This window comes from Kitasatospora sp. NPDC054768, from assembly GCF_053612025.1.
In genome coordinates, this window is sequence record NZ_JBSHBN010000003.1 from 45,550 (window position 1) to 64,852 (window position 19,303).

General features: G+C 75.6%; 15 protein-coding genes. 11 read left to right on the forward strand and 4 right to left on the reverse strand.

Going from position 1 to position 19,303, the window contains the following annotated elements; translation table 11 throughout:
* Positions 1–766: 766 nt before the first annotated feature.
* The gene (locus ACWGKU_RS01480) at positions 767–1,093 is read right to left on the reverse strand and encodes a DUF4326 domain-containing protein (protein WP_452180799.1); all 327 of its coding nucleotides are present in this window, start codon (positions 1,091–1,093) and stop codon (positions 767–769) included.
* 94 nt (positions 1,094–1,187) lie between these two features.
* Here ACWGKU_RS01480 and ACWGKU_RS01485 point away from each other — a divergent pair, with 94 nt between their 5' ends.
* The 7 genes from ACWGKU_RS01485 (at position 1,188) to ACWGKU_RS01515 (ending at position 10,172) form a co-directional block, all read left to right on the forward strand.
* Entirely contained in the window at positions 1,188–3,719 is a 2,532-nt protein-coding gene (locus ACWGKU_RS01485) for a SpoIIE family protein phosphatase (protein WP_452180798.1), read from the forward strand.
* A 132-nt stretch (positions 3,720–3,851) separates the two neighbouring features.
* Complete coding sequence (locus tag ACWGKU_RS01490; RefSeq protein WP_401050144.1) at positions 3,852–5,519, forward strand: sensor histidine kinase; 1,668 nt, start codon at positions 3,852–3,854, stop codon at positions 5,517–5,519.
* Between the two features lie 148 nt (positions 5,520–5,667).
* Positions 5,668–6,336 (forward strand): response regulator transcription factor, encoded by a 669-nt coding sequence (locus ACWGKU_RS01495; RefSeq protein ID WP_387693569.1) that lies wholly within the window; start codon positions 5,668–5,670, stop codon positions 6,334–6,336.
* A 556-nt stretch (positions 6,337–6,892) separates the two neighbouring features.
* Positions 6,893–7,648, forward strand: coding sequence for a transglycosylase family protein (locus ACWGKU_RS01500; RefSeq protein WP_401050148.1), 756 nt, complete (start codon positions 6,893–6,895; stop codon positions 7,646–7,648).
* 230 nt (positions 7,649–7,878) lie between these two features.
* Positions 7,879–8,556 (forward strand): class I SAM-dependent methyltransferase, encoded by a 678-nt coding sequence (locus ACWGKU_RS01505; RefSeq protein ID WP_452179330.1) that lies wholly within the window; start codon positions 7,879–7,881, stop codon positions 8,554–8,556.
* 140 nt (positions 8,557–8,696) lie between these two features.
* Positions 8,697–9,452 carry an SDR family NAD(P)-dependent oxidoreductase gene (locus ACWGKU_RS01510; RefSeq protein WP_380547030.1) on the forward strand — a complete coding sequence of 252 codons (756 nt, stop codon included), beginning with the start codon at positions 8,697–8,699 and terminating at the stop codon, positions 9,450–9,452.
* Positions 9,453–9,566: 114 nt separating this feature from the next.
* On the forward strand, positions 9,567–10,172 hold the full coding sequence (locus tag ACWGKU_RS01515; RefSeq protein ID WP_452179331.1) for a TIGR03086 family metal-binding protein: 606 nt from the start codon (positions 9,567–9,569) through the stop codon (positions 10,170–10,172).
* A 73-nt stretch (positions 10,173–10,245) separates the two neighbouring features.
* Here ACWGKU_RS01515 and ACWGKU_RS01520 read toward each other — a convergent pair whose 3' ends face one another.
* From ACWGKU_RS01520 to ACWGKU_RS01530, 3 genes are all read right to left on the reverse strand, one after another.
* Entirely contained in the window at positions 10,246–11,385 is a 1,140-nt protein-coding gene (locus ACWGKU_RS01520; RefSeq protein ID WP_452179332.1) for an alpha/beta hydrolase, read from the reverse strand.
* Positions 11,386–11,523: 138 nt separating this feature from the next.
* Positions 11,524–11,991: a (2Fe-2S)-binding protein gene (locus tag ACWGKU_RS01525; protein WP_452179333.1), complete on the reverse strand. Its 468-nt coding sequence runs from the start codon at positions 11,989–11,991 to the stop codon at positions 11,524–11,526.
* A 44-nt stretch (positions 11,992–12,035) separates the two neighbouring features.
* The gene (locus ACWGKU_RS01530; RefSeq protein WP_452179334.1) at positions 12,036–14,045 is read right to left on the reverse strand and encodes a molybdopterin cofactor-binding domain-containing protein; all 2,010 of its coding nucleotides are present in this window, start codon (positions 14,043–14,045) and stop codon (positions 12,036–12,038) included.
* 902 nt (positions 14,046–14,947) lie between these two features.
* Here ACWGKU_RS01530 and ACWGKU_RS01535 point away from each other — a divergent pair.
* From ACWGKU_RS01535 to ACWGKU_RS01550, 4 genes are all read left to right on the forward strand, one after another.
* On the forward strand, positions 14,948–16,222 hold the full coding sequence (locus ACWGKU_RS01535; protein ID WP_452179335.1) for an MFS transporter: 1,275 nt from the start codon (positions 14,948–14,950) through the stop codon (positions 16,220–16,222).
* A gap of 162 nt (positions 16,223–16,384) precedes the next feature.
* Positions 16,385–17,173 (forward strand): Mut7-C RNAse domain-containing protein, encoded by a 789-nt coding sequence (locus ACWGKU_RS01540; RefSeq protein WP_452179336.1) that lies wholly within the window; start codon positions 16,385–16,387, stop codon positions 17,171–17,173.
* Positions 17,174–17,268: 95 nt separating this feature from the next.
* Positions 17,269–17,394 (forward strand): hypothetical protein, encoded by a 126-nt coding sequence (locus tag ACWGKU_RS01545; RefSeq protein ID WP_452179337.1) that lies wholly within the window; start codon positions 17,269–17,271, stop codon positions 17,392–17,394.
* Positions 17,391–19,268: a CocE/NonD family hydrolase gene (locus ACWGKU_RS01550; protein ID WP_452179338.1), complete on the forward strand. Its 1,878-nt coding sequence runs from the start codon at positions 17,391–17,393 to the stop codon at positions 19,266–19,268. Before ACWGKU_RS01545 ends, ACWGKU_RS01550 begins: the two co-directional genes overlap by 4 nt.
* The last annotated feature ends 35 nt before the right edge of the window (positions 19,269–19,303 follow it).

Below are 19,303 nucleotides of genomic sequence, written 5' to 3' on the forward strand. Positions count from 1 at the left end.
CCGTGCAGTTGGTGGGGCTGGGGCTGGCTCCTGTGGGGGGTGGGGTGGTTGATGGGGGGGGTTTGGTGTTGGCCCTGGTAGGTGGGGTTGATGTGTTGGTCGGGCCCGACCACCACCGTGCCGAGCATGTCGAGGTCGCTGGGCCAGCTGCGGTTGGCCGGTGGGTCGAAGACCAACAGCCGGGCGGCGGTGCCCTTCGCCGGATCGAGGACCTGCAGACCCTTCCGGGAGAGGAAGACGGGGCGGCGGGGCGGGTCGGTCAGCCGCTCCGGGGTCATCGCCTCCGGTCCGCGGTAGGTCCAGAGCGGCGTCGGGCCGGACAGCGCGGTCGGCGGCGGCCCGGTCGGCCCCGGCGAGGGACGGGCCCCACCGCCACCCGAACGGCCGAGCGCCCAGGCGGCCCCGCCCGCCGCGAGCGCCCCGGCCCCGAGCAGCAGTCGGCGCCGGCTCGGCCCGGTGCGCTCCCCGCCGCCCGCGATCACGTCCTCGGTGGCCCCGCCGCCGTCCGTCTCCTCGTCCCACTGCCACGACGTTCCGCGCGCGGGCCCCCCGGACGACGACTGCATACGGCTCTCGCTTCCCCACCGGCGGCCCCACGCCGCCACCCGTCCGGAGAATATCGAACAGTCCCCGAACCGTCCGAAACCGCCGCAACGCTCGTACGAGGGCTCGTACCAGGCCGTGGCACACAGCGTGAGGCCCGCCCAGCAGCCCGGGGGAGGTACGCCGTGACGGTGGACCTCTCCGGACTCCGAGCCGCCCGGCCTCAGTTCGGCGGGTGGTCCGCGAGGTCGGCGAGGACGTCGGCGTGGCAGGGGAGCGGGGCGCACCAGCAGCCGAGGCGGTGGCCGCGCAGGGGCGGGACGAGGGCGAGCAGGTCCGGGCGGGCGAGCAGGTGCTCGCGGTACTTGACGACCATCTCCTCGCGGGCGAGGCCGGGGCCCGGACGGTACGGGCAGTGCAGCGGGGACTCGGCGAGGTGCCAGCCGCCGCGGTGCATCGCGCGGCCGACGTAGACGACGTCCGCGTACCCGGGGTCGTCGCGGTGGCCCTTGAGGTTGACCACGGTGGTGCGGCGGGATCGGCTCGGCATGCCGTCCATGCTGGTGCACTCCGCGCCCCGGGGCAGCCCGGAGCCGGTGCGGGCTCGCCTTGACACGGTTGCGGGCCGGGCGTAGCAAAAGAGCATGCGCCATCCGCACGCGACCGGTGGGGCCCCTGGTACGCGGCCCGGTCCGGACCGGCCGCCGGAGCCCGGGGCCGGCGCGGAGGCGGACCGGGCGTTCCCGCCGTCCGTCCGGGACCCGGCCCCGCAGACGGACCAGCGGCGGGACGAGCTCCTCGCCGAGGCGGTGCGCCGGGCGCTGGGGACGACCGGGGTGTACGGAGTGATGGTGTACCTGCGCTCGCGGGACCGCCGCTCGCTGGTGCTGCGCACGATCGCGGGCGTGCCGCTGGCGGTGATGAGCCCGTTCCGGCGGGTGGCCGCCGCCGGCCCGCTGCCGGTCGCGGTCTGCTTCCGGACCGGGCACGTGATCACCCTGACCGACACCGAGGACACCATGCGGCGCTTCCCGCAGCTCGCGGTCGGCCTGCCGTACGACGTCGCCTCCGTCTGCGTGCCGGTGGCGCACGGCGAGGAGCGCTTCGGCGTGCTGAGCGGGCTGTGGCCCACCTCGGACGACGGGCTTCCGGAGCCGGCCGCCCGGCAGCTGGCCGAAGCGGCCGCCCGACTGGGCGAGCAGCTGGCCGAGCTGGCCGGGACCGGGCAGTCGGTGGAGCCGGGCGGCGAGGTGGCCGTGGTGGAGCTGCCGCCGCCGTCGTCGGTACCGACCACCCGGGTCGGGCTGTTCGACTGGGACGTGGCCACCGGGGCGCTCGCCGCCGACGAGCAGTTCCGGGAGATCTTCGGTTTCGGGCCGGGCGAGTTCGACGGCACGGTGGCCGCGCTGAACCGCCGGGTCGCCCCCGGTGACCTGCCGGCGTTCCGGGCCGCCGCCCGCGTCGCGCTGGAGCGCGGCGAGGTGCTGGCCGCCCGGGTCCGGGTGCTCGGGCCGGAGGGCCTGCCGTACCCGGTGGAGCTGTGGGCCCGGGTGCCCGTGGCGATCTCCGACGGCCGGACCCACCTGGTCGGCGCGGTGCTGGACGTGCGCGACCTGACCGCCGCCGGGGCCGCCGTCGAGCGGCTGCAGGAGGGCGTGCTCTCGCTCGACCCCGACGGCCGGATCGGCTACGCCAACCGCGCCACCGAACCGCTGCTCCGGGCCCGCCGCGAGGACCTGCTCGGCCGCCACCCCTGGGACGTGCTGCCCTGGCTCGCCGACCCGGTCTACGAGAACCGCTACCGCGCCGCCCTGTTCTCCCAGCGGCCCACCGCCTTCCTGGCCGCCCGCCCGCCGGACGGCTGGCTCGCCTTCTCGCTCTACCCGGACCCGCACGGCGTCACCGCCCGGGTGGTCGCGGCCGAGCCGCCGCCGGGCGCCGCCGAACCGCCCGCCACCCCGCCGCCCGCCGGCCGCACCGGGGTCGGCGGCACCCACCACCTGCTCCAGCTGGCCAGCGCCCTCACCGAGGCGGTCACCGTGCGGGACGTCTGCCGGGCGGTGGCCGAGGAGGTCCTGCCGTCCTTCGGCGGCCAGGAGCTCGCCATCTACGCGGTGCGCGACCAGCAGCTGCACCTGCTCTCCCAGGCCGGCTACCCCGACGGCTTCCTGGAGGCCTTCGAGGGCACCCCGATCGACGCCCGGGTGCCCGGCGCGGAGACGCTCAGCACCGGCACCCCGGTCTTCTTCGAGTCGGTGCGCGAACTCGCCGCCACCTACCCCGGCCTGGCCCTGGACGAGATGGGCGCCTGGGCCTTCCTGCCGCTGATCGCCTCCGGCCGTCCGGTCGGCACCTGCATCATCGGCTTCGACCGGCCGCGCCCGTTCACCGTGGAGGAGCGTGGCCTGCTCACCGCGCTCGGCGGCTTCATCGCCCAGGCCCTGGAGCGCGCCCGGCTGTACGACGCCGAGTTCGTGCTGGCCCGCGGCCTGCAGCAGGCACTGCTCCCGCACCGGCTGCCCGAGGTGCCCGGCATCCGGATCACCGCCCGCTACCTGCCCGGCACCCAGGGCATGGAGATCGGCGGCGACTGGTACGACGCGATCGTCACCGGCGGGGACGTCACCCTGGTGATCGGCGACGTCGAGGGCCACAGCGTCGGCGCGGCCGCCACGATGGGGCAGCTGCGCAGCGCCGTGCGCGCCTTCGCCTCCGGCGGCGACCCGCCCGACGCGGTGCTCGCCCGCACCAACCGGCTGCTGCTCGACCTCGACCCCGGGCTGCTCGCCAGCTGCTGCCTGGTCCGGCTGACCCCGGCCGTCGGACTCGCCCGGATCGCCCGGGCCGGACACCTCCCGCCGGTGCTGCGTCACCCCGGCGGGCGGGCCGAGGCGCTGTACGTCCCGGGCGGTCCGCTGCTCGGGGTGGACGACCTGGCCGAATACCCGGTCAGCGACCTGCGGCTGGGCAGCGGGGCGGTGCTCGCCCTCTACACCGACGGACTGGTCGAGGACCCCGCGGTGGCGATCGACCGGGGCGTGGACCGGCTGCGGGCGGCGCTGGCCCGGGCCGCGGCGGGGGAGGGGCTGGAGCAGGCGGCCGAGCGGCTGCTGCGCGAGGTCGGGTCGACCCGCCGGGTGGACGACGTGGCGCTGCTGCTCACGGCCTTCGGCTGAGCGGCCGGCGGGCGGGTGGTCCGGTGGGTGGTCCGGCGGGCGGTCCGCCGGGCCGACCAGGCGACTTTCGTCGGCGGGGGCCGCGACGAAGGAGGACGGCGGGCGCCCCGGCCGGACCGATAGCCTCGGCGCGTGGAAGCGATCGCGCGGGCCTGGAACACGGTGGTACGGACGGCGCTGCCGGGGCCCTGGCGGCCCCGGCGGGTGGTGGGCGAGGCGGTGGCCGCGCTGCTGATGGGCGGGTTCGCCGCGCTGTTGGAGCTGCTCGCCAACACCGGCCTGGCACTGCCCCTCGGCCTCGCCGTCGCGGTGCTGTGGGTGCTGCGCAAGGGTCTGCCGGCCACCGTGCTGCTCGCCGCCGCGGCCCTGGCCGGCTGGTCGATCGGACCGATGCCGCTGCTGGTGTGCGCGGGCTGGACGGCCGGCGCGCGGATCCGCCGGGTCTGGTCGCTGGTCGGCGCCTTCGTCGTGGGCTGGGTGCTGTTCACGGTGACGGGTGCGGTGAAGGACGTCGCCTCGCTCTCGCCGAAGCTGGTGCTGTCGCTGTCGCTCGGCTTCTTCCTCGTGATCGCCGTGCTGCCGGCGCTCTACGGCCGCTACCGGGCGCAGCGCCGCGCCCTGCTGGACGCGCTGCGCGAGCGCAACGAGCAGCTGCTGCGCGAGCGGGTCATGGTGGTGCACCAGGCGCGGCTGCGCGAGCGGCACCGGATCGCCCAGGACATGCACGACAGCCTGGGCCACCAGCTGGCGCTGATCTCGGTGCACTCCGGTGCGCTGGAGGTGGACCGGACGCTCACCGACCGGCAGCGCGAGGCGGTCGGGGTGCTGCGGCAGGCGGCGGTCGCGGCGATGCGCGAGCTGCGCGAGGTGGTCGGGGTGCTGCACGACGAGTCGACGGCGCTGCCGCCCACCGCCGGGACGGCCGCCGCCGGCCCGCCGGCCCGGGGCGGGGTGGACGGGATCGGCGGCCTGGTGGAGTCCTCCCGGGCGGCCGGGGCGGAGGTCGACCTCACCCTGGAGGGCGGGCGGCGTCCGTTGTCGGCGGCCGTCGACCACGCGGCGTACCGGATCGTGCAGGAGGCGCTCACCAACGCGCACAAGCACGCCCCGGGCGCGCCGATCGCCGTCGCGCTGCGGTACGAGCCGGACGCGCTGGTGGTGGAGGTGAGCAACACCCGCGCGCCGGAGCTCGTGGGCGCACGCGGCGGCGGGGGCGCGGCGGTCAGCGGCGGTCAGGGGCTGACCGGCCTGCGGGAGCGCGCGAGGCTGGTCGGCGGCATGGTGCACGCCGGGCCCACGCCGGAGCAGGGCTTCCGGTTGGCGGCCGTGCTCCCGTACGAGGGAGCGGAACAGGACGCGGCGGCGGCGACGGGCGGGGCCGAGGACTGGATGCTGGACGGCCCGCCGCCCGTCGAGGAGCCGGAGCGCGGGCGGCGCAGCCCGGCGATGGGCTGCGCGCTCGGGGTGGTCGCGGTCGCGCTGATCGTGCTCGGCCTGGTGGTCTGGGGCGTGATCGCCTTCGTCCGGGGCACCAACGACGCGACCGTGCAGAAGCCGATGTACGACCAGATCAGGGTCGGCACCGCCGAGGCCGAGGTGCTACAGACGCTGCCGCGCGGCAACAACTTCTTCACCGACACCTATAAGGGGACGGGGCCCGAGGTGCCGGCGGGCGCGCACTGCCGCTGGTTCGTCCTGAACGGTGCGCCCGGCGCCGGCTGGAACGAGGAGCACGTGGCGCGATTCTGCTTCCGGGACGGGGCGTTGGTGGAGAAGCAGGAGTACGTCGCCAGGGGCTGAGTGCCCCCGTGCGCGGGCGGGTGCCCCGGCGGGGTGGGCCGGGCCGGTTTCGGAGCACGGTGGTCCGGATCGGGGTGGTTCGGAGCGGTCCCGCCGGGATGTGAGGATGGTGCCGCAGCCGAAGCACTGTTCGAGGGGAATGACCAGCGTGATCCGAGTTCTCGTCGCCGACGACGAGCCGCTGATCCGGGCCGGGATCAGGATGATCCTCGGCTCCGCCGCCGACATCGAGGTGGTCGCGGAGGCCGCCGACGGGCGCGAGGCGCTGGAGCTCGCGCGGGCGCACCGGGTGGACGTGGTGCTGCTGGACATTCAGATGCCGGTGATGGACGGGCTGACGGCGCTCGGGGAGCTGGCGAGGGTCGCCCCCGGCGCGCGGGCCCTGATCCTCACCACCTTCGGAGAGCGCGAGAACGTCCTGCGCGCCGTGACCGAGGGCGGTGCCGGCTTCCTGCTCAAGGACACCGCGCCGAACGAGCTGATCCAGGCCGTCCGGGCGGCGGCGGGCGGCAACGCCTTCCTCTCGCCGGCCGCCACCCGGCACATCGTCGACTCGCTGGCCTCCGGCCGCAGTGCCTCGCTGGCCGCCCGCGCGGTGGCGGCGCGGCGCCGGCTGGAGGTGCTCACCCCGCGCGAGCTGGAGGTGTTGGCGCTGCTCGGAGAGGGTCTGTCCAATGCCGACGCGGGGGCGCGGATCCACATGAGCGAGGCGACGGTGAAGACCTACGTCAGCCGGATCCTGGCCAAGCTGGGCTGCGAGAACCGGGTCCAGGCGGCGTTGTTGGCCCGGGACGCGGAGCTCGACGGCCGTCACTGAGAGTCCCTTTTCGATCGCGGTGCGTGTCGGGCGTGACGGATGCCACTCGGCGGCGGCGCGGAACCGGGAACTCCGGACCGGATGGTGACGGTGCGTCAGCCGACGATTCCTCCGTGTGGATGGCGTGTGAGCTTTCTCGGAGGGATAGGTGTGAGCGAGGGCACGGATTTCGATCATTCGATCTTGAAAATTCGGTCAAAAGTATTCAAATCAGGCGCAACTTCTTGATCAATACCGCCGGTAACAGTCAACTGACCTGCGACGTCCAAGAATTGCTTGCTGCGTCCGGGTGATGCCCCCTAGCTTCATTGGCGGCGCAACGAGCGCCACCCGGGTCCACCCCGACGCACTGCCCGCCGACTGACCAGCGGCGCGAGGGCGGTGCCCGCCGACGAGGCCGGCTCCAACAGGCCGTCGGCGTGCGGAGGTGACCGGGGCGGCACGGCACGTCCGACACGTGTCCGGCCGCCCGTCGAGTGAGGTGAGCGAAAAACTGCCGGCCCATGTCCCGGGCCTGGTTCCGCATGCCCACCCGGGACTTGTCGAGAGGACCTGTATGAATCCCCGTCACGAGACCGCCGCTGCCACCGACACCACCGCCACCCCCAAGCGCCACCGCGTTCGGATGGCGATCGTCGCGGGCGCCGCCGTCGCGGCCCTGCCGGTGGCCGGCCTCGTCACGGCCACCTCGGCCTCCGCCGCTACCGCCTCCACCTGGGACGCCGTCGCCCAGTGCGAGAGCGGCGGGAACTGGAGCATCAGCACCGGCAACGGCTTCCACGGCGGACTGCAGTTCTCCCCGTCCACCTGGGCCGCGTACGGCGGGACGGCGTACGCCTCCCAGGCCAACAAGGCGAGCAGGGCGCAGCAGATCGCCGTCGCGGAGAAGGTCCTCGCCTCGCAGGGCCCGGGCGCCTGGCCCGTCTGCTCGCAGAAGGCGGGCCTGGGCAGGGGCGGCGCCCCGGCCGCCGTCGACACCTCGGGCGGCGCGGAGGCCAAGCCGGCCGCGAAGGCGGCCAAGCCCGCCAAGCCCGCCGCCGCGCCCGCGGCCAAGCCCGCCAAGCCCGCCGCCCCCAAGGCCGCCGCCGCGCAGCAGGCGCCCCAGGGGCAGCCCTCGGCCAAGCCCGCGCAGTCCGCGCCGGTCGCGCCGAAGAACACCGCCGCGGGCGGCTACACCGTCAGGAGTGGTGACACCCTGAGCGAGATCGCGGCCACGTTCGGCACCGACACGGACAGCCTCTACCGGAAGAACGTGCGCACCATCGGTGGCGACCCGGACCTGATCTTCCCGGGCCAGACGCTGACGGTCTGACCCTTCGACGGGAGGCCGCCCGGCGGGGAGCCGCCCGACGGAGCCTTGCCGACCGGCCGGAGCGGCCGCCCTGGACGGGGTGGCCGCTCCGGCCGGTTCCGGTGCGTTCGCGGGCCGTTAACGGCCCGTTACGGGCCGCTGCGGGCCGCTGCGGGCCCTGGCAGGCCCTTGCGGGGCCCCGTCCTCCGCGTGCGGTCGGCCGTCGCGTCCCTCGCCGGTAGGGTCGGCCGATGGTCCGACTGATCGACGACAGTGAGCTCACCGCCTCCCCGGTGGTGGCCAACAGCACGATGAACCGCGAGCGCGGGCTCACCGGGGTGAACAGCTACGCCCGCGAGCTCGGTTTCGACCCGCTCGCCTGGCTGGCGGAGCACGGGGGTGCGACGCCGGGATGGCTGGACCTGTGCAGCGGTGAGGGCCGGGCGCTGCTGGCGGCGGCCCGGAGCCGGACCCCGGGGGCGGTCGTGGAGCTGACCGGTGTGGACCTGGTCGGCCCGCCGGCAGCGCCGCCGGACCTGGCGGAGCTGCCGCACCTGCGCCTGGTCACGGCGGCGGTGGCGGACTGGGAGCCGGAACGGTCCTACGACCTGATCACCTGTGTGCACGGGCTGCACTACCTCGGCGACCAGCTCGGTGCGATCACCCGCGCCGCCTCCTGGCTGACCCCGGACGGCCGGTTCGCCGCGCACTTCGACCCGGAGTCGGTGCGCCGCCCGGACGGCTCCGGCGCGGCCCGCGCGGTGGTGGCGGCGCTGCGGGCGGCCGGCTTCGAGTACCGGGCGCGCCGGCACCTGCTGGTCCTGGACGGCGGGCGGGAGGTCGCGCTGCCCTTCGCCTACGCCGGAGCCGACCCGGCGGCCGGGCCCAACTGGACGGGTCAGCCGGCGGTCGGGTCGTACTACCACTAGTGGGCGTGTGCGCCGGGGTGCGGGGGTGCCGCACGGCATTGTTGAACGTTGAACGCAACGTCCGAATACCGCCGGAGGTTTGAAGCCCGTCGGACCAGGATCGAGTCATGTCCGAGATCGGAACGAGGAGTTCTGGAGATATGACGATGAACGGTGCGATGGTGCTCGACGGCAAGGTGGCCCTGGTGACCGGCGGCAGCCGGGGGATCGGGGCGGCGGTCGCCCTGCGGCTGGCCGAGGACGGCGCCGACGTGGTGGTGACCTACCAGGGCGGTGCGGAGCGGGCCGAGGAGATCGCCGCGAAGATCACCGCGATGGGGCGGACCGGCTGGGCCGTACGGGCGGACAGCGCCGACCCGCAGGCGGTGGAGGGCGTGGTCGAGGCCGTCGTCGAGCGGTTCGGGAAGCTGGACGTCCTGGTGAACAACGCGGGCGTCGGCGTCCTCGGCCCGATCGGCGACCTCACCCTGGCGGACGTCGACCGGGTGCTGGAGGTGAACGTCCGGGCACCCTTCCTCTACGCCCGGGCGGCCTCCGCGCACCTGGCCGAGGGCGGACGGATCGTCACCGTCGGCAGCTGCATCGCCCAGCGCGTCGCCTTCCCCGGCGCCACGCTGTACGCGACCAGCAAGGCCGCGCTGATCGGCCTGACCAAGGCGCTGGCCCGGGAGCTCGGGCCGCGCGGGATCACCGCCAACCTGGTCCACCCGGGGCCGATCGACACCGACATGAACCCGGTCGACGGCCCGTCGGCGGAGTTCCAGAGCGGGCTCACCGCGCTCGGCCGCTTCGGCACCGGCGCGGACGTCGCCGCCGCCGTCGCCTACCTGGTGGGCGAGGACGGCCGGTACGTCACCGGCGCCGAACTGGCGGTGGACGGCGGCTTCGCCGCCTGACGCGCGGGGCCCGGCGGGCACGGTGTCGTGCCGGGCGGTTGTCGGCGCCCGCGCTTACGATCGCCCGGCACGACCCGTGCTCCCGTACCGGGACCCCGTACCGAGAGGTGTGCCATGACCGCAGCGGAAGACCCGATCGGGCTGCTCGCCCGGGCCCTCGCGCAGACCGCCGGGCTGATCGACGGCACCGGCGTCGAGCTGGCCGGCCACCCGACGCCCTGCCGCTCCTGGGACGTCGGCGACCTGATCAGCCACCTCCTGCACGACCTGCGGCAGTTCACCGTACGGGCGAAGGGCGGGCAGCCGGACTGGTCGCAGCCCTTCGAACGGGTCGAGGAGGACTGGCTGCACGCCTTCGAGGCCGGGGCGGAGGAACTGGTCGACGCCTGGCGCGCGGCCGGCGACCTCGGCGGCACCCTGGAGGTCCCCGGCTTCGGCGCCCTGCCGGCCCGCTTCCCGGTCGACCAGCAGACCGCCGAATTCGCCGTCCACGGCTGGGACCTGGCCCACGCCACCGGCCAGTCCACCGAGGGCCTGGACCACGAGGTCGCGCTCGCCGCGCTCGCCTGGGCCGGTGGTGCGCTCAAGCCCGAGTACCGCGGCGCGGAGGAGGAGCGGCACGCCTTCGGCCCCGCCGTCGCCGTCCCCGACGACGCCCCGGCGTACGACCGGCTCGCCGCCTTCTTCGGCCGCGACCCGGCGGCGGGCCTGATGAGTTAGGCAGGGCCTGCCCGCGGACCCCCGGCCGCGGGGAGCCGCGCACCCCGGCGCCGCGCCCCGGGGCCGGCGGTTCCTACGGGTGGCTCCAGCGGAACTCGATCTCCGGGTGGCGCGGCGACGGGCCGTCGAGGAGCGGGGAGGGGCGGTCGCGCAGGAAGCGGTCGGCGAAGGCCCGGACGTAGGTGCGGGTGAGCGCGGTGGCGCGGGCCGGGGGCAGGGTGCCGAGCAGGGCGGTGACGACCTCGGCGGGGAGGTGGTCCGGGAGGTTGCCCGGGGCGGCGGCGTGCGGCAGGTCGGTGAAGCTGAGGTGGCCGGCGCCCAGGGTGCGCAGTTGGCGGCCCCAGGCACGGTGGTGCTCGCGCCAGCGCTGCCAGGTGTCGTGGTCGTCGAGCGAGGTGAGCAGCAGGAACGGGCGGTCCAGCCCGAGCTCCGGGACGGGCGAGCCGAACAGGCCGCCGTCGAGGTCGAGGCCGATCCGCAGGCGCCGGTCCTGACGGAGCGCCTCGGCGGCCGCGGCTCCGCCCATGGAGTGGCCGAGCACGCCGATCCGCTCCTCGTCGATCCGGAACGGCAGCCGGCGGCCGGTCAGTTCACCGATGACGAAGCGCAGGTCGCCGACCCGCGCGGCGATCTCCTGGCGCTCGGCGGCGTCCCAGTCCGGCGGGTCCTCCGGCAGGACGCTGAGCACCAGCCGGCCGTCCGGGAACTCGACGGCGGCCGCGTCGTAGGTGTGGTCGACGGCCGCGACGAGGTAGCCGTGCGCGGCCAACTCCTCGGCCAGCGCGGTGCAGTTGCTGCGCCCGCCCTTGCGGCCGTGCCCGAGCAGCAGCAGGGGGAGCGGGCCGGGGTGGGCGGGTGCGCCGGCGCGGGCGGTGGGGCGGACCAGGGCGAGGGTGCCCGGGTCCAGCGGCAGGCTCCGCTCGATCACGGCCGCGACCCGGGGGGTGGTGTAGGGCGCGCGGGGCCGGCCGGCGGTGCCGCGCGCCGGGTACCAGAACTGCACCATCAACTCGCGCGGGCCGGGGGTGGGTGCGAACGGGTCGGGTCGGTCGTGGTCCACCAGGTGCAGGCTCGTGGTGCCGACCGGCCGGTCGACGGTGGGCGCGGGCAGGTCGACGGTGCGCGGCGGGGCGGCCAGGGCGGCCCCGGCGGGCAGCAGGGCGGCGGACCCGCCCAGGCCCGCGAGGGCGAGCAGTGAACGGCGCCTGATCATGCGTCATCCTTGCCGGCTCGGCGACTGGGTCCGGCAAGCCTAGGTGGTCCGGACCGGCCGGGCCAGGGGCCGCGGGGTGCCGATCGGCCCAGGGCGGCTGAGGGCGGCCGAGGGCGGTTCAAGCCGACTCGGGGCGGCTCAGGGCTTGGCGGCCTGCCGCGTGGCGGCCTGCTTGATCGCCTCGCGGATGCGCGGGTAGGTGCCGCAGCGGCAGACGTTCTGGATCCGGTCGATGTCCGCGTCCGTCGGGTTCGGGGTGCGGCGCAGCAGGGCGACGGCGGTCATGATCTGGCCGGGCTGGCAGAAGCCGCACTGGGCGACGTCGCAGGCGAGCCAGGCCTCCTGGACGGGGTGGAGGACCTCACCGTCGGCCAGGCCCTCGATGGTGGTGACGGTGTGGCCCTCGCAGTCCTTGACGGACCGGGTGCAGGGCTGGAACTCCTCGCCGTCCAGGTGGCTGGTGCAGGCGCGGCAGACGCCCACCCCGCAGCCGTACTTGGGGCCGGTGACGCCGAGCTTGTCGCGCAGGACCCAGAGCAGCGGCATGTCGTCCGGGGCCTCGACGCTGACGGGCCGCCCGTTGAGGACGAAGGTGTGGGTGGGCATGGGGAGTCGGGATTCCTCAGCAGGTGGTCGGATGGTGCCGGTGGTCAGAAGGCGATCGGGAAGGAGCGGGGGCTGGTGCCGGTCGCGCGGGCGTAGGCGTTGGCGACGGCGGCCGAGGCGGCCGGGACGCCCAGCTCGCCCGCGCCGCCGGGCGGTCCGCTCGGCGGCATCAGATGGACCTCGACCACCGGCGGGGTGTGCCGCTGCCGGGCGTAGTGGAAGTCGCTGTAACTTCCTTCCCGGAAAGCCCCGTTGTCCAGGTGGTTACCGGCCTGGAGGATCACCGAGATGCCGTCGACCAGCGCGCCGGTCAGTTGGGCCTCCAGGCCCCTGGGGTTGATCACCCGGCCGACGTCGGCGACGACGACGGCCTTGGTCACCCGGGGGTTGGCGCGGTCGGTGGCGTCCAGCTCGACCAGGTACCCGGCGCTGGCGCTGTGCTCGTCGTGGTAGCCGATGCCCTGGGCCTGGCCGGGAGGCATCGGGCGGCCCCAGTTGCCGCGCTTGGCGAGCTCGTCCAGCACCGCCCGCCCGGCGGCGCTGCGCATCCGGTCGCGGCGGAAGCCCAGCTCGTCCTGGCCCATCCGGCGGGCGAGTTCGTCCATCATGATCTCGTCGGTGACCCGGACGGTGCCCGAGTAGACCGAGCGCCAGCTTCCGGTGTTCAGCTCCAGCGGCACCTCGGCGAGCAGCTGGGTGGGCACTCCGACGTCGTACGGGATCTTCTCGGTGAGCAGGAAGAACAGTTCGGAGGCGGTGAGCCCGGCCAGCGGGAGGTTGTAGCCGGCGGCGGTGAGCATGTCGCCGAGGCCGTGCCCGAGGTCGGTCCGGACGCCGGCCACGTGGTGCTCCCAGCTGAACACCTGGCCGAGGCCGTAGGTGGCCCGGATGACGTGGTGGCTGGCCGGGCGCACCCGGCCGTGGCGCATGTCGTCGTTGCGCGTCCACATCAGCTTGACCGGGCGGCCGGCGGCCTTGGAGACCTGGGCGGCCTCCAGGGCGGCGTCGAAGAAGAGCCGGCGGCCGAACGAGCCGCCGCCGCGCACCACGTGGACGGTGACGGCGTTCTCCGGCAGGCCGAGTTCGGCGGCGATGGTGCCCTGGGCGAGGATCGGGCTCTGCGAGGCGAACCAGAGCTCGGCGCGGTTCGGCCGGACGTCGGCGACGGCGGTGAGCACCTCCATCGGGGCGTGGTTGACGAAGGCGAAGTCGAACTCCGCCTGCACCCGGTGGGAGAGCAGCGGCGGCGGGAGCGAGGGCAGGTGGGCGGCGCGCAGCCGGGACCGGACGTCGGCGTCGGACAGGCCCGCGACCGGGCCCGGGTTCCAGGTGGTGCGCAGCGCGTCGCGGGCCTTGAGCGCCTGGTCGAAGGTCTCGGCGAGGACGGCGACGCCGGTCGGGATCCGCACCACGCCGAGCACCCCGGGCATGGCGCGGGCGGCGGAGGCGTCCAGGGATTTGAGGGTGCCGTTGACGGTGGTCGGCCGGGCGACCACGGTGGGCACAGCGCCCGGGATCTGGAGGTCCCCGGCGTACGTGGCGCGGCCGGTGACGATGTCGCGGGCGTCGATCCGGCCGGTCGGCCGGCCCACCAGGCGCAGTTGGTCGGCGGTCTTGGGGACGGACGGGACGGCGGGTACGGCGACGGTGGCCGCCGCGGCGGCGAGGTCGCCGTAGCCGAGGCGGCGGCCGTCGGGGGCGAGGACGGCGGAGTCGGCGGTGCGCAGGGTGGTCGCCGGAACGTTCCAGCGCTTGGCGGCGGCGGTCACCAGCCGGGCGCGGGCGGCGGCGGCCGCGGCGCGCACCGGGTCGTACAGCGAGCGGATCGAGTTGGAGCCGCCGGTCAGCTGGTTGAAGAGCAGCTCGGGGCGGGAGTCGCTGAGCGGGACGTCGACGTCGGAGAGGCGGGCGTCGAGCTCCTCGGCGACGATCATGGCGATCGAGGTGGTGAGGCCCTGGCCGACCTCCAGTCGGGGCAGGTGCAGCGCGGCCCGGCCGGCGAGGGTGACTTCGAGGACCAGCAGGTGCGCGGTCGGCAGACCGGCGATGATCATCGCGTCGCCGAGATCGACGATGTCCGGGATGCCGGGCAGGCCGATCAGCTGATGGGGGAGGGCGGTCTCCCGGACCGGTAGGGCGGGGGCGGCGGGCCGCGGGACGGGGGTCGGGGCGGCGGCCCGTGCGGGGGCGGGCGCGGCCGCGTCGAGGCCGGGGCCGGCGGCGATGGTGAGGGTGGGCGCGGCCAGCAGGTAGGTGAGGAAGCGCCGGCGGCGGGTGGCGCCCTTCGGTGCCGCGGTGTCCGGGGCGGTCGGGGCGGCGGCGGTGTCCGGGCCGCCGGGGAGGGCGCGGTTGTGCGGGTGGTCGGTGCCGCCGGGTCGGCTGGGGGAGTCCGAGGGGGCGGTGGAGGTGCTGATGGGGGGCCACCCTTCGAGCCGGGGACGGCGACGGGAACGGGCGGGCGGCGTGGCCCCGGCCCGGTGCCGGATCGCGAACGCCGTTGAGCATAAAAGGGCGCTACTGACGGGTCAACACGGTCAAAGTTGGCCCCTGGTCTGCCCGATCGCGGTTTCGCGGCGGGCGGCCGGAGTGGATTCGGAGCGGGTACGGACGGCGCTTCGGAGGCGCGGGCAAGGCCGGGGCGAGCTCGCCCGGAAGGGCTCGGAGGCGCCAACTGGCGCCTCTCGCACGCGGGTTCAGGGGTCGGTCGGCGGTGCGGCGGCGCGACGGATTGGCCCAGGGAATTCCTTGATCACTGGACCGTTCCACTGGGCCGGTTTTTCCCTAGAGTGGGGGCGTGCCGGCACCGGCGGTCGCGGAGATCGGCTCCGCGCGCCGCCCGTCCGGCGGTCGCGGGCAGGGGTGACGGTCCGTGAAGACGTTTACGCAGGTGGACGCGTGTGGGTGACCGCCCGGATGCGTCCGGCGGGTGACACCCGCGCACCAGAGAAGGAGGAGCATGCCGACCGACCGAGCCGCCCGTTGGGACGCCCTGCCGCCCGCCGGGCCCCAGCGGACCCTCGCGGCCGCCCAGTTGGCCGCCGCCGTGGGCGACGGCGCGTACTACACCTGCTCCGCGCTCTACTTCACCCGGGTCGTCGGAATGTCGCCGACCGCCCTCGGGCTCGGCCTCACCCTCGCCTGGGCACTCGGCTCCGTCGCCGGCGTCCCGCTCGGCCACCTCGCCGACCGGCGCGGCCCGCGCCGCACCTCGGTGGCGCTCGCACTCGGCACGGCGGCCGTGGTCGCCGCCTTCCTGGTGATCCGCTCCTACCCGCTGTTCCTGCTCGCGGTCTGCCTCTACGCCACCGCGCAGTCCGGCCTGACCGCCGCCCGCCAGGCGCTGGTCGCCGCCCTGGTGCCGCCCGCGCAGCGCACCTCCCTGCTCGCCCACATCCAGTCGACCCTCAACGGCGGACTGGCCGTTGGCGCGGCGATCGGCGGCATCGCGCTCAGCGTCGGCACCCGCGCCGCCTACCTTTCGGCCTTCGCCGTCACCGCGTTCGGCTTCCTGCTCAGCGCGCTGGTCCTGCGGCGGCTGCCCGAGGCCCCGGCCCCGGCGGGGCCGTCGGACGCCGGGCCGCGGCTCGCCGTGCTGCGCGACCGCCGGTACGCCGCCGTCACCGCGGTCAACGCCGTCCTGCTGCTGCGGATGCCCCTGCTCAGCCTGATCATCCCGCTCTGGATCGCCGCGCGCGCCCCCGGGATCGGCTGGCTCGGCTCGGCGCTGTTCGTGCTCAACACCCTCGCGGTGCTGGCCTTCCAGGTCCGGGCGGCACGCGGCATCACCGGACTGGACCCGGCCGCCCGGGCGGTCCGCTCCGCCGGGCTGCTGCTGCTCGGCTCCTGCGCCGTCTTCGGGCTGTCCGCGCTGGACGTGCCGGTCTGGGCGGTGGGCGCGCTGCTGGTCGCCGCCTCCGTCCTGCAGGTGGCCGGGGAGATGAAGCAGTCGGCCGGCAGCTGGCAGATCGCCTTCGACCTCGCCCCGGCCGGGCGGATCGGCCAGTACCAGGGCTTCTTCGGCACCGGCGTCGCCGTCGCCCGCACCCTCGGGCCGCTGCTGCTCACCACGCTGCTGCTGGACGGGGGCCTGGCCGGCTGGCTGGTCCTCGGCGGGGTGTTCCTCGCGGCGGGGTACGCGATGGGGCCGGTCGCCCGCTGGGCGGCGCGGGACCGCGGCCCCGCGGTGCCACCGCCGTCGCCGGTGGCCGCGGGCGCGTCGCCGGAGGCCTGAGCGCGAACGCCGCGGTGGCGGCCCGGCCGGGGACGTCGCGCCGGGGCCCGACCCGGAAGGCCGCGACGGCGGGCCCGACCCGGGAGGTCATGAAGGCGGGCCCGGGGGAGCGGGCCGGAAACCCGGTGGCCCCGGCCCGCCGCCCGCTGGCATGCTGGCCGCGTGGACCGACCTCAGATCCGGCTCGACTTCGCCCCCGAGCTGCACCTCTTCGTCTCCGCGCCCCGGCGGGCCGGCCGCACCGCGCTGCGCACCGACGGCAGCTCGACCCTCGGCCACGTCGTCGAGTCGTTGGGCGTCCCGCTCACCGAGGTCGGCGGCCTGCTGGTGGACGGCCGGGCCGTGCCCGACACCCACGTGCCGGCCGACGGCGAGGAGATCGCCGTCCTGGCCGTGGCCAGGCCGCAGCCCGTGCCCGGCCCGGCGCGCTTCCTGCTGGACGTCCACCTCGGCACCCTCGCCCGGCGGCTGCGCCTGCTCGGCGTCGACGCCGCGTACGAGAACCCCGACATCGGCGACGCCGCCCTGGCCGCCCGCTCGGCGGCCGAACAGCGGATCATGCTCTCCCGCGACCGCGGACTGCTGCGCCGGCGCGAACTGTGGGCCGGCGCCTACGTCTACAGCCACCGTCCCGCCGAGCAACTGCGCGACGTGCTCTCCCGCTTCGCGCCGCCGCTCGCCCCCTGGAGCCGCTGCACCACCTGCAACGGCACCCTGCACCCGGCCACCAAGACCTCGGTGCGCGAGCAGCTGCGGGACGGTACCGAGCGCTCCTACGACGCCTTCGCCCAGTGCGCCGACTGCGGCCAGGCCTACTGGCGCGGCGCCCACCACGCCCGGCTGGAGTCGATCGTCACCGAGGCGGTGCGCGACTTCGGCGACGGCCGGGCCGGCGGACACGTCCAGGACTCCGGGGAGGGTCAGGGCCGCATCGGGGTCGTCTCGGGGTAGGGCGCTCTGGTGGACGGCCGGGCGCGCGTGGTCCCATCGACGGTGGGGGACGGGACCACGCTACTCGCTCGTACGAGAGAGGCCAGGTCGTCGCAATGAGCAATCAGGCAGGTCGGCAGCCCTTCCACAGCGCGGACGTCGGGGACGCCGCCGTGGTGACGGTCCCGGACGGTGCCGAGGTACGCCCGGAGGAAGGCCCCCGGAAGGCGATCGTCCGATGAGGCGGGGGATACCGCGCCGCCCGTTGGCGGCGCTGGTCGCGGCTGCCGCCGCACTCGGACTCTCGGTCGTCCCGGCGGCCGCCGCCGGGCCCGACGCGGGGGCCGGCGGGCCCGCCGAGCCGCATCTGCGGTCGCGCTACGTGACCATGCCGGACGGGGTCCGCCTCGCCGTCGACGTCTACCTGCCCGAGGGCACCCGGGCCGGCGCCCACCTGCCCACCATCCTGGTCACCCAGCGCTACTGGCGGGCCCGGGTCCGGGCCGGCCAACCCGGTGGCACCAGCGGCGAGGCCGAGCGGTGGACCGCCCGCGGCTACGCCTTCGTGACCGCCGACCTGCGCGGCACCGGAGCCTCCTTCGGCACCCTCACCTCCGAACTCGGCGCCGACGTGACCGCCGACAGCGGCCCGCTCAGCGACTGGATCGCCGCCCAGCCCTGGTCCAACGGCCGGGTCGGCACCACCGGCATCTCCTACGGCGGCGACACCGCGATGCTCGCCACCTCCCTCGGCAACCACCACATCACCGCCGCCGCCCCCATCTCCTACGACTTCGACCCGTACGAGGACCTGGTGCGCCCCGGTGGCGTGCTCATCGAACCGCGGATCGCCCAGTACGCGCTGCTGCTGCGCATCCTCGACGGGGCCGGCGGCACCACCTGCGAGACCGACGAGCAGACCCGCAGGCTCTGCGCGGACGTCGGCCTCACCGGCTTCCAGCCCCGGCCGGTCGACGGGCCCGACGGCCCGGCCCTGCTCGCCGCCGCGCGCGCCGAGCACACGAACAACGCCAACCTCGTCGAGATGGCGCACGCCGGCGTCCACCGCGACTACCGGGACGGCCCGAAGAGCTGGACGGTCGGCAGCGTCGGCGAGCGGACCGACGCCGTCGAGGCCGGCCGGGTGCCCGTCCTCACCCGCGCCGGCTGGCTCGACGCGGGCACCGCCAACGGGGTGCTCTCCCAGTTCACCGGCCTGTCCAACACCCAGGACGACTGGATCGGCCCGTGGAACCACGGCGCCGGCTGGCTCGCCGACCCGTTCCAGCCCGCCCGCCCGCTCACCGCGCGGGAACACGAGGAGAACGACCGGCGCGTGGTCGACTTCTTCGACCGCTACGTCCGGGGGGACGCCCGCCCCGACGGCCGCCGGCAGGTGCACTACTACACCTTCAACGAGGGCGTCTGGCGCACCACCACCCGCTGGCCGGTGCCCGGCACCCGCACCCAGCGGTTCCCCCTCGGCGCGGGCGGCACCCTCGGCGGCCTGGCGGACGACCGCCGCGGCGGCTCCGACCTGCTGCGCCTCGACCCGACCGCGGGTACCGGCCCGCTGGACCGCTGGAACACCAACCTCAGCGGAGACGAGGTCAGTTACCCCGACCGCGCCGCCGTCGACGCCAAACTGCTCAGCTACACCACCGCACCGCTGACCGCCGCCACCCGGGTCACCGGCAACGGCAAGGTCACCCTCGACGTCACCGGACTGGCCGGCTCGGCGCGCGGCGCCCTGCACGTCTACCTGGAGGACGTCTCCCCGGACGGCCGGGTCACCTATCTGACGGAGGGTCAACTGGCCCTGACCGAGCGAGCGGTGGCCGACCGCGACGACAACCCGGACTGGCGCCGGCTGCGCACCCCGCGCAGCTACGCGGCCGAGGACGCCGAGGACTTCCCGCAGGGCCGCACCCAACGCGTCACCATCGACCTCCAGCCCGTCTCGGTGCTGTTCCGGCCCGGCGACCGGATCAGGCTCACCGTCGCCGCCGCCAATCCCGACTCCTTCCAGCTCCTCCCCGCCGACGGGCAGGCGGGCTACCGGATCGGCTGGGGCGGCGACCGGGGGTCGGTGCTGGAACTGCCGGTCGTGCGCTGAGAGTTGCGCTGAGATTTGCGCTGAGAGTTGCGCCG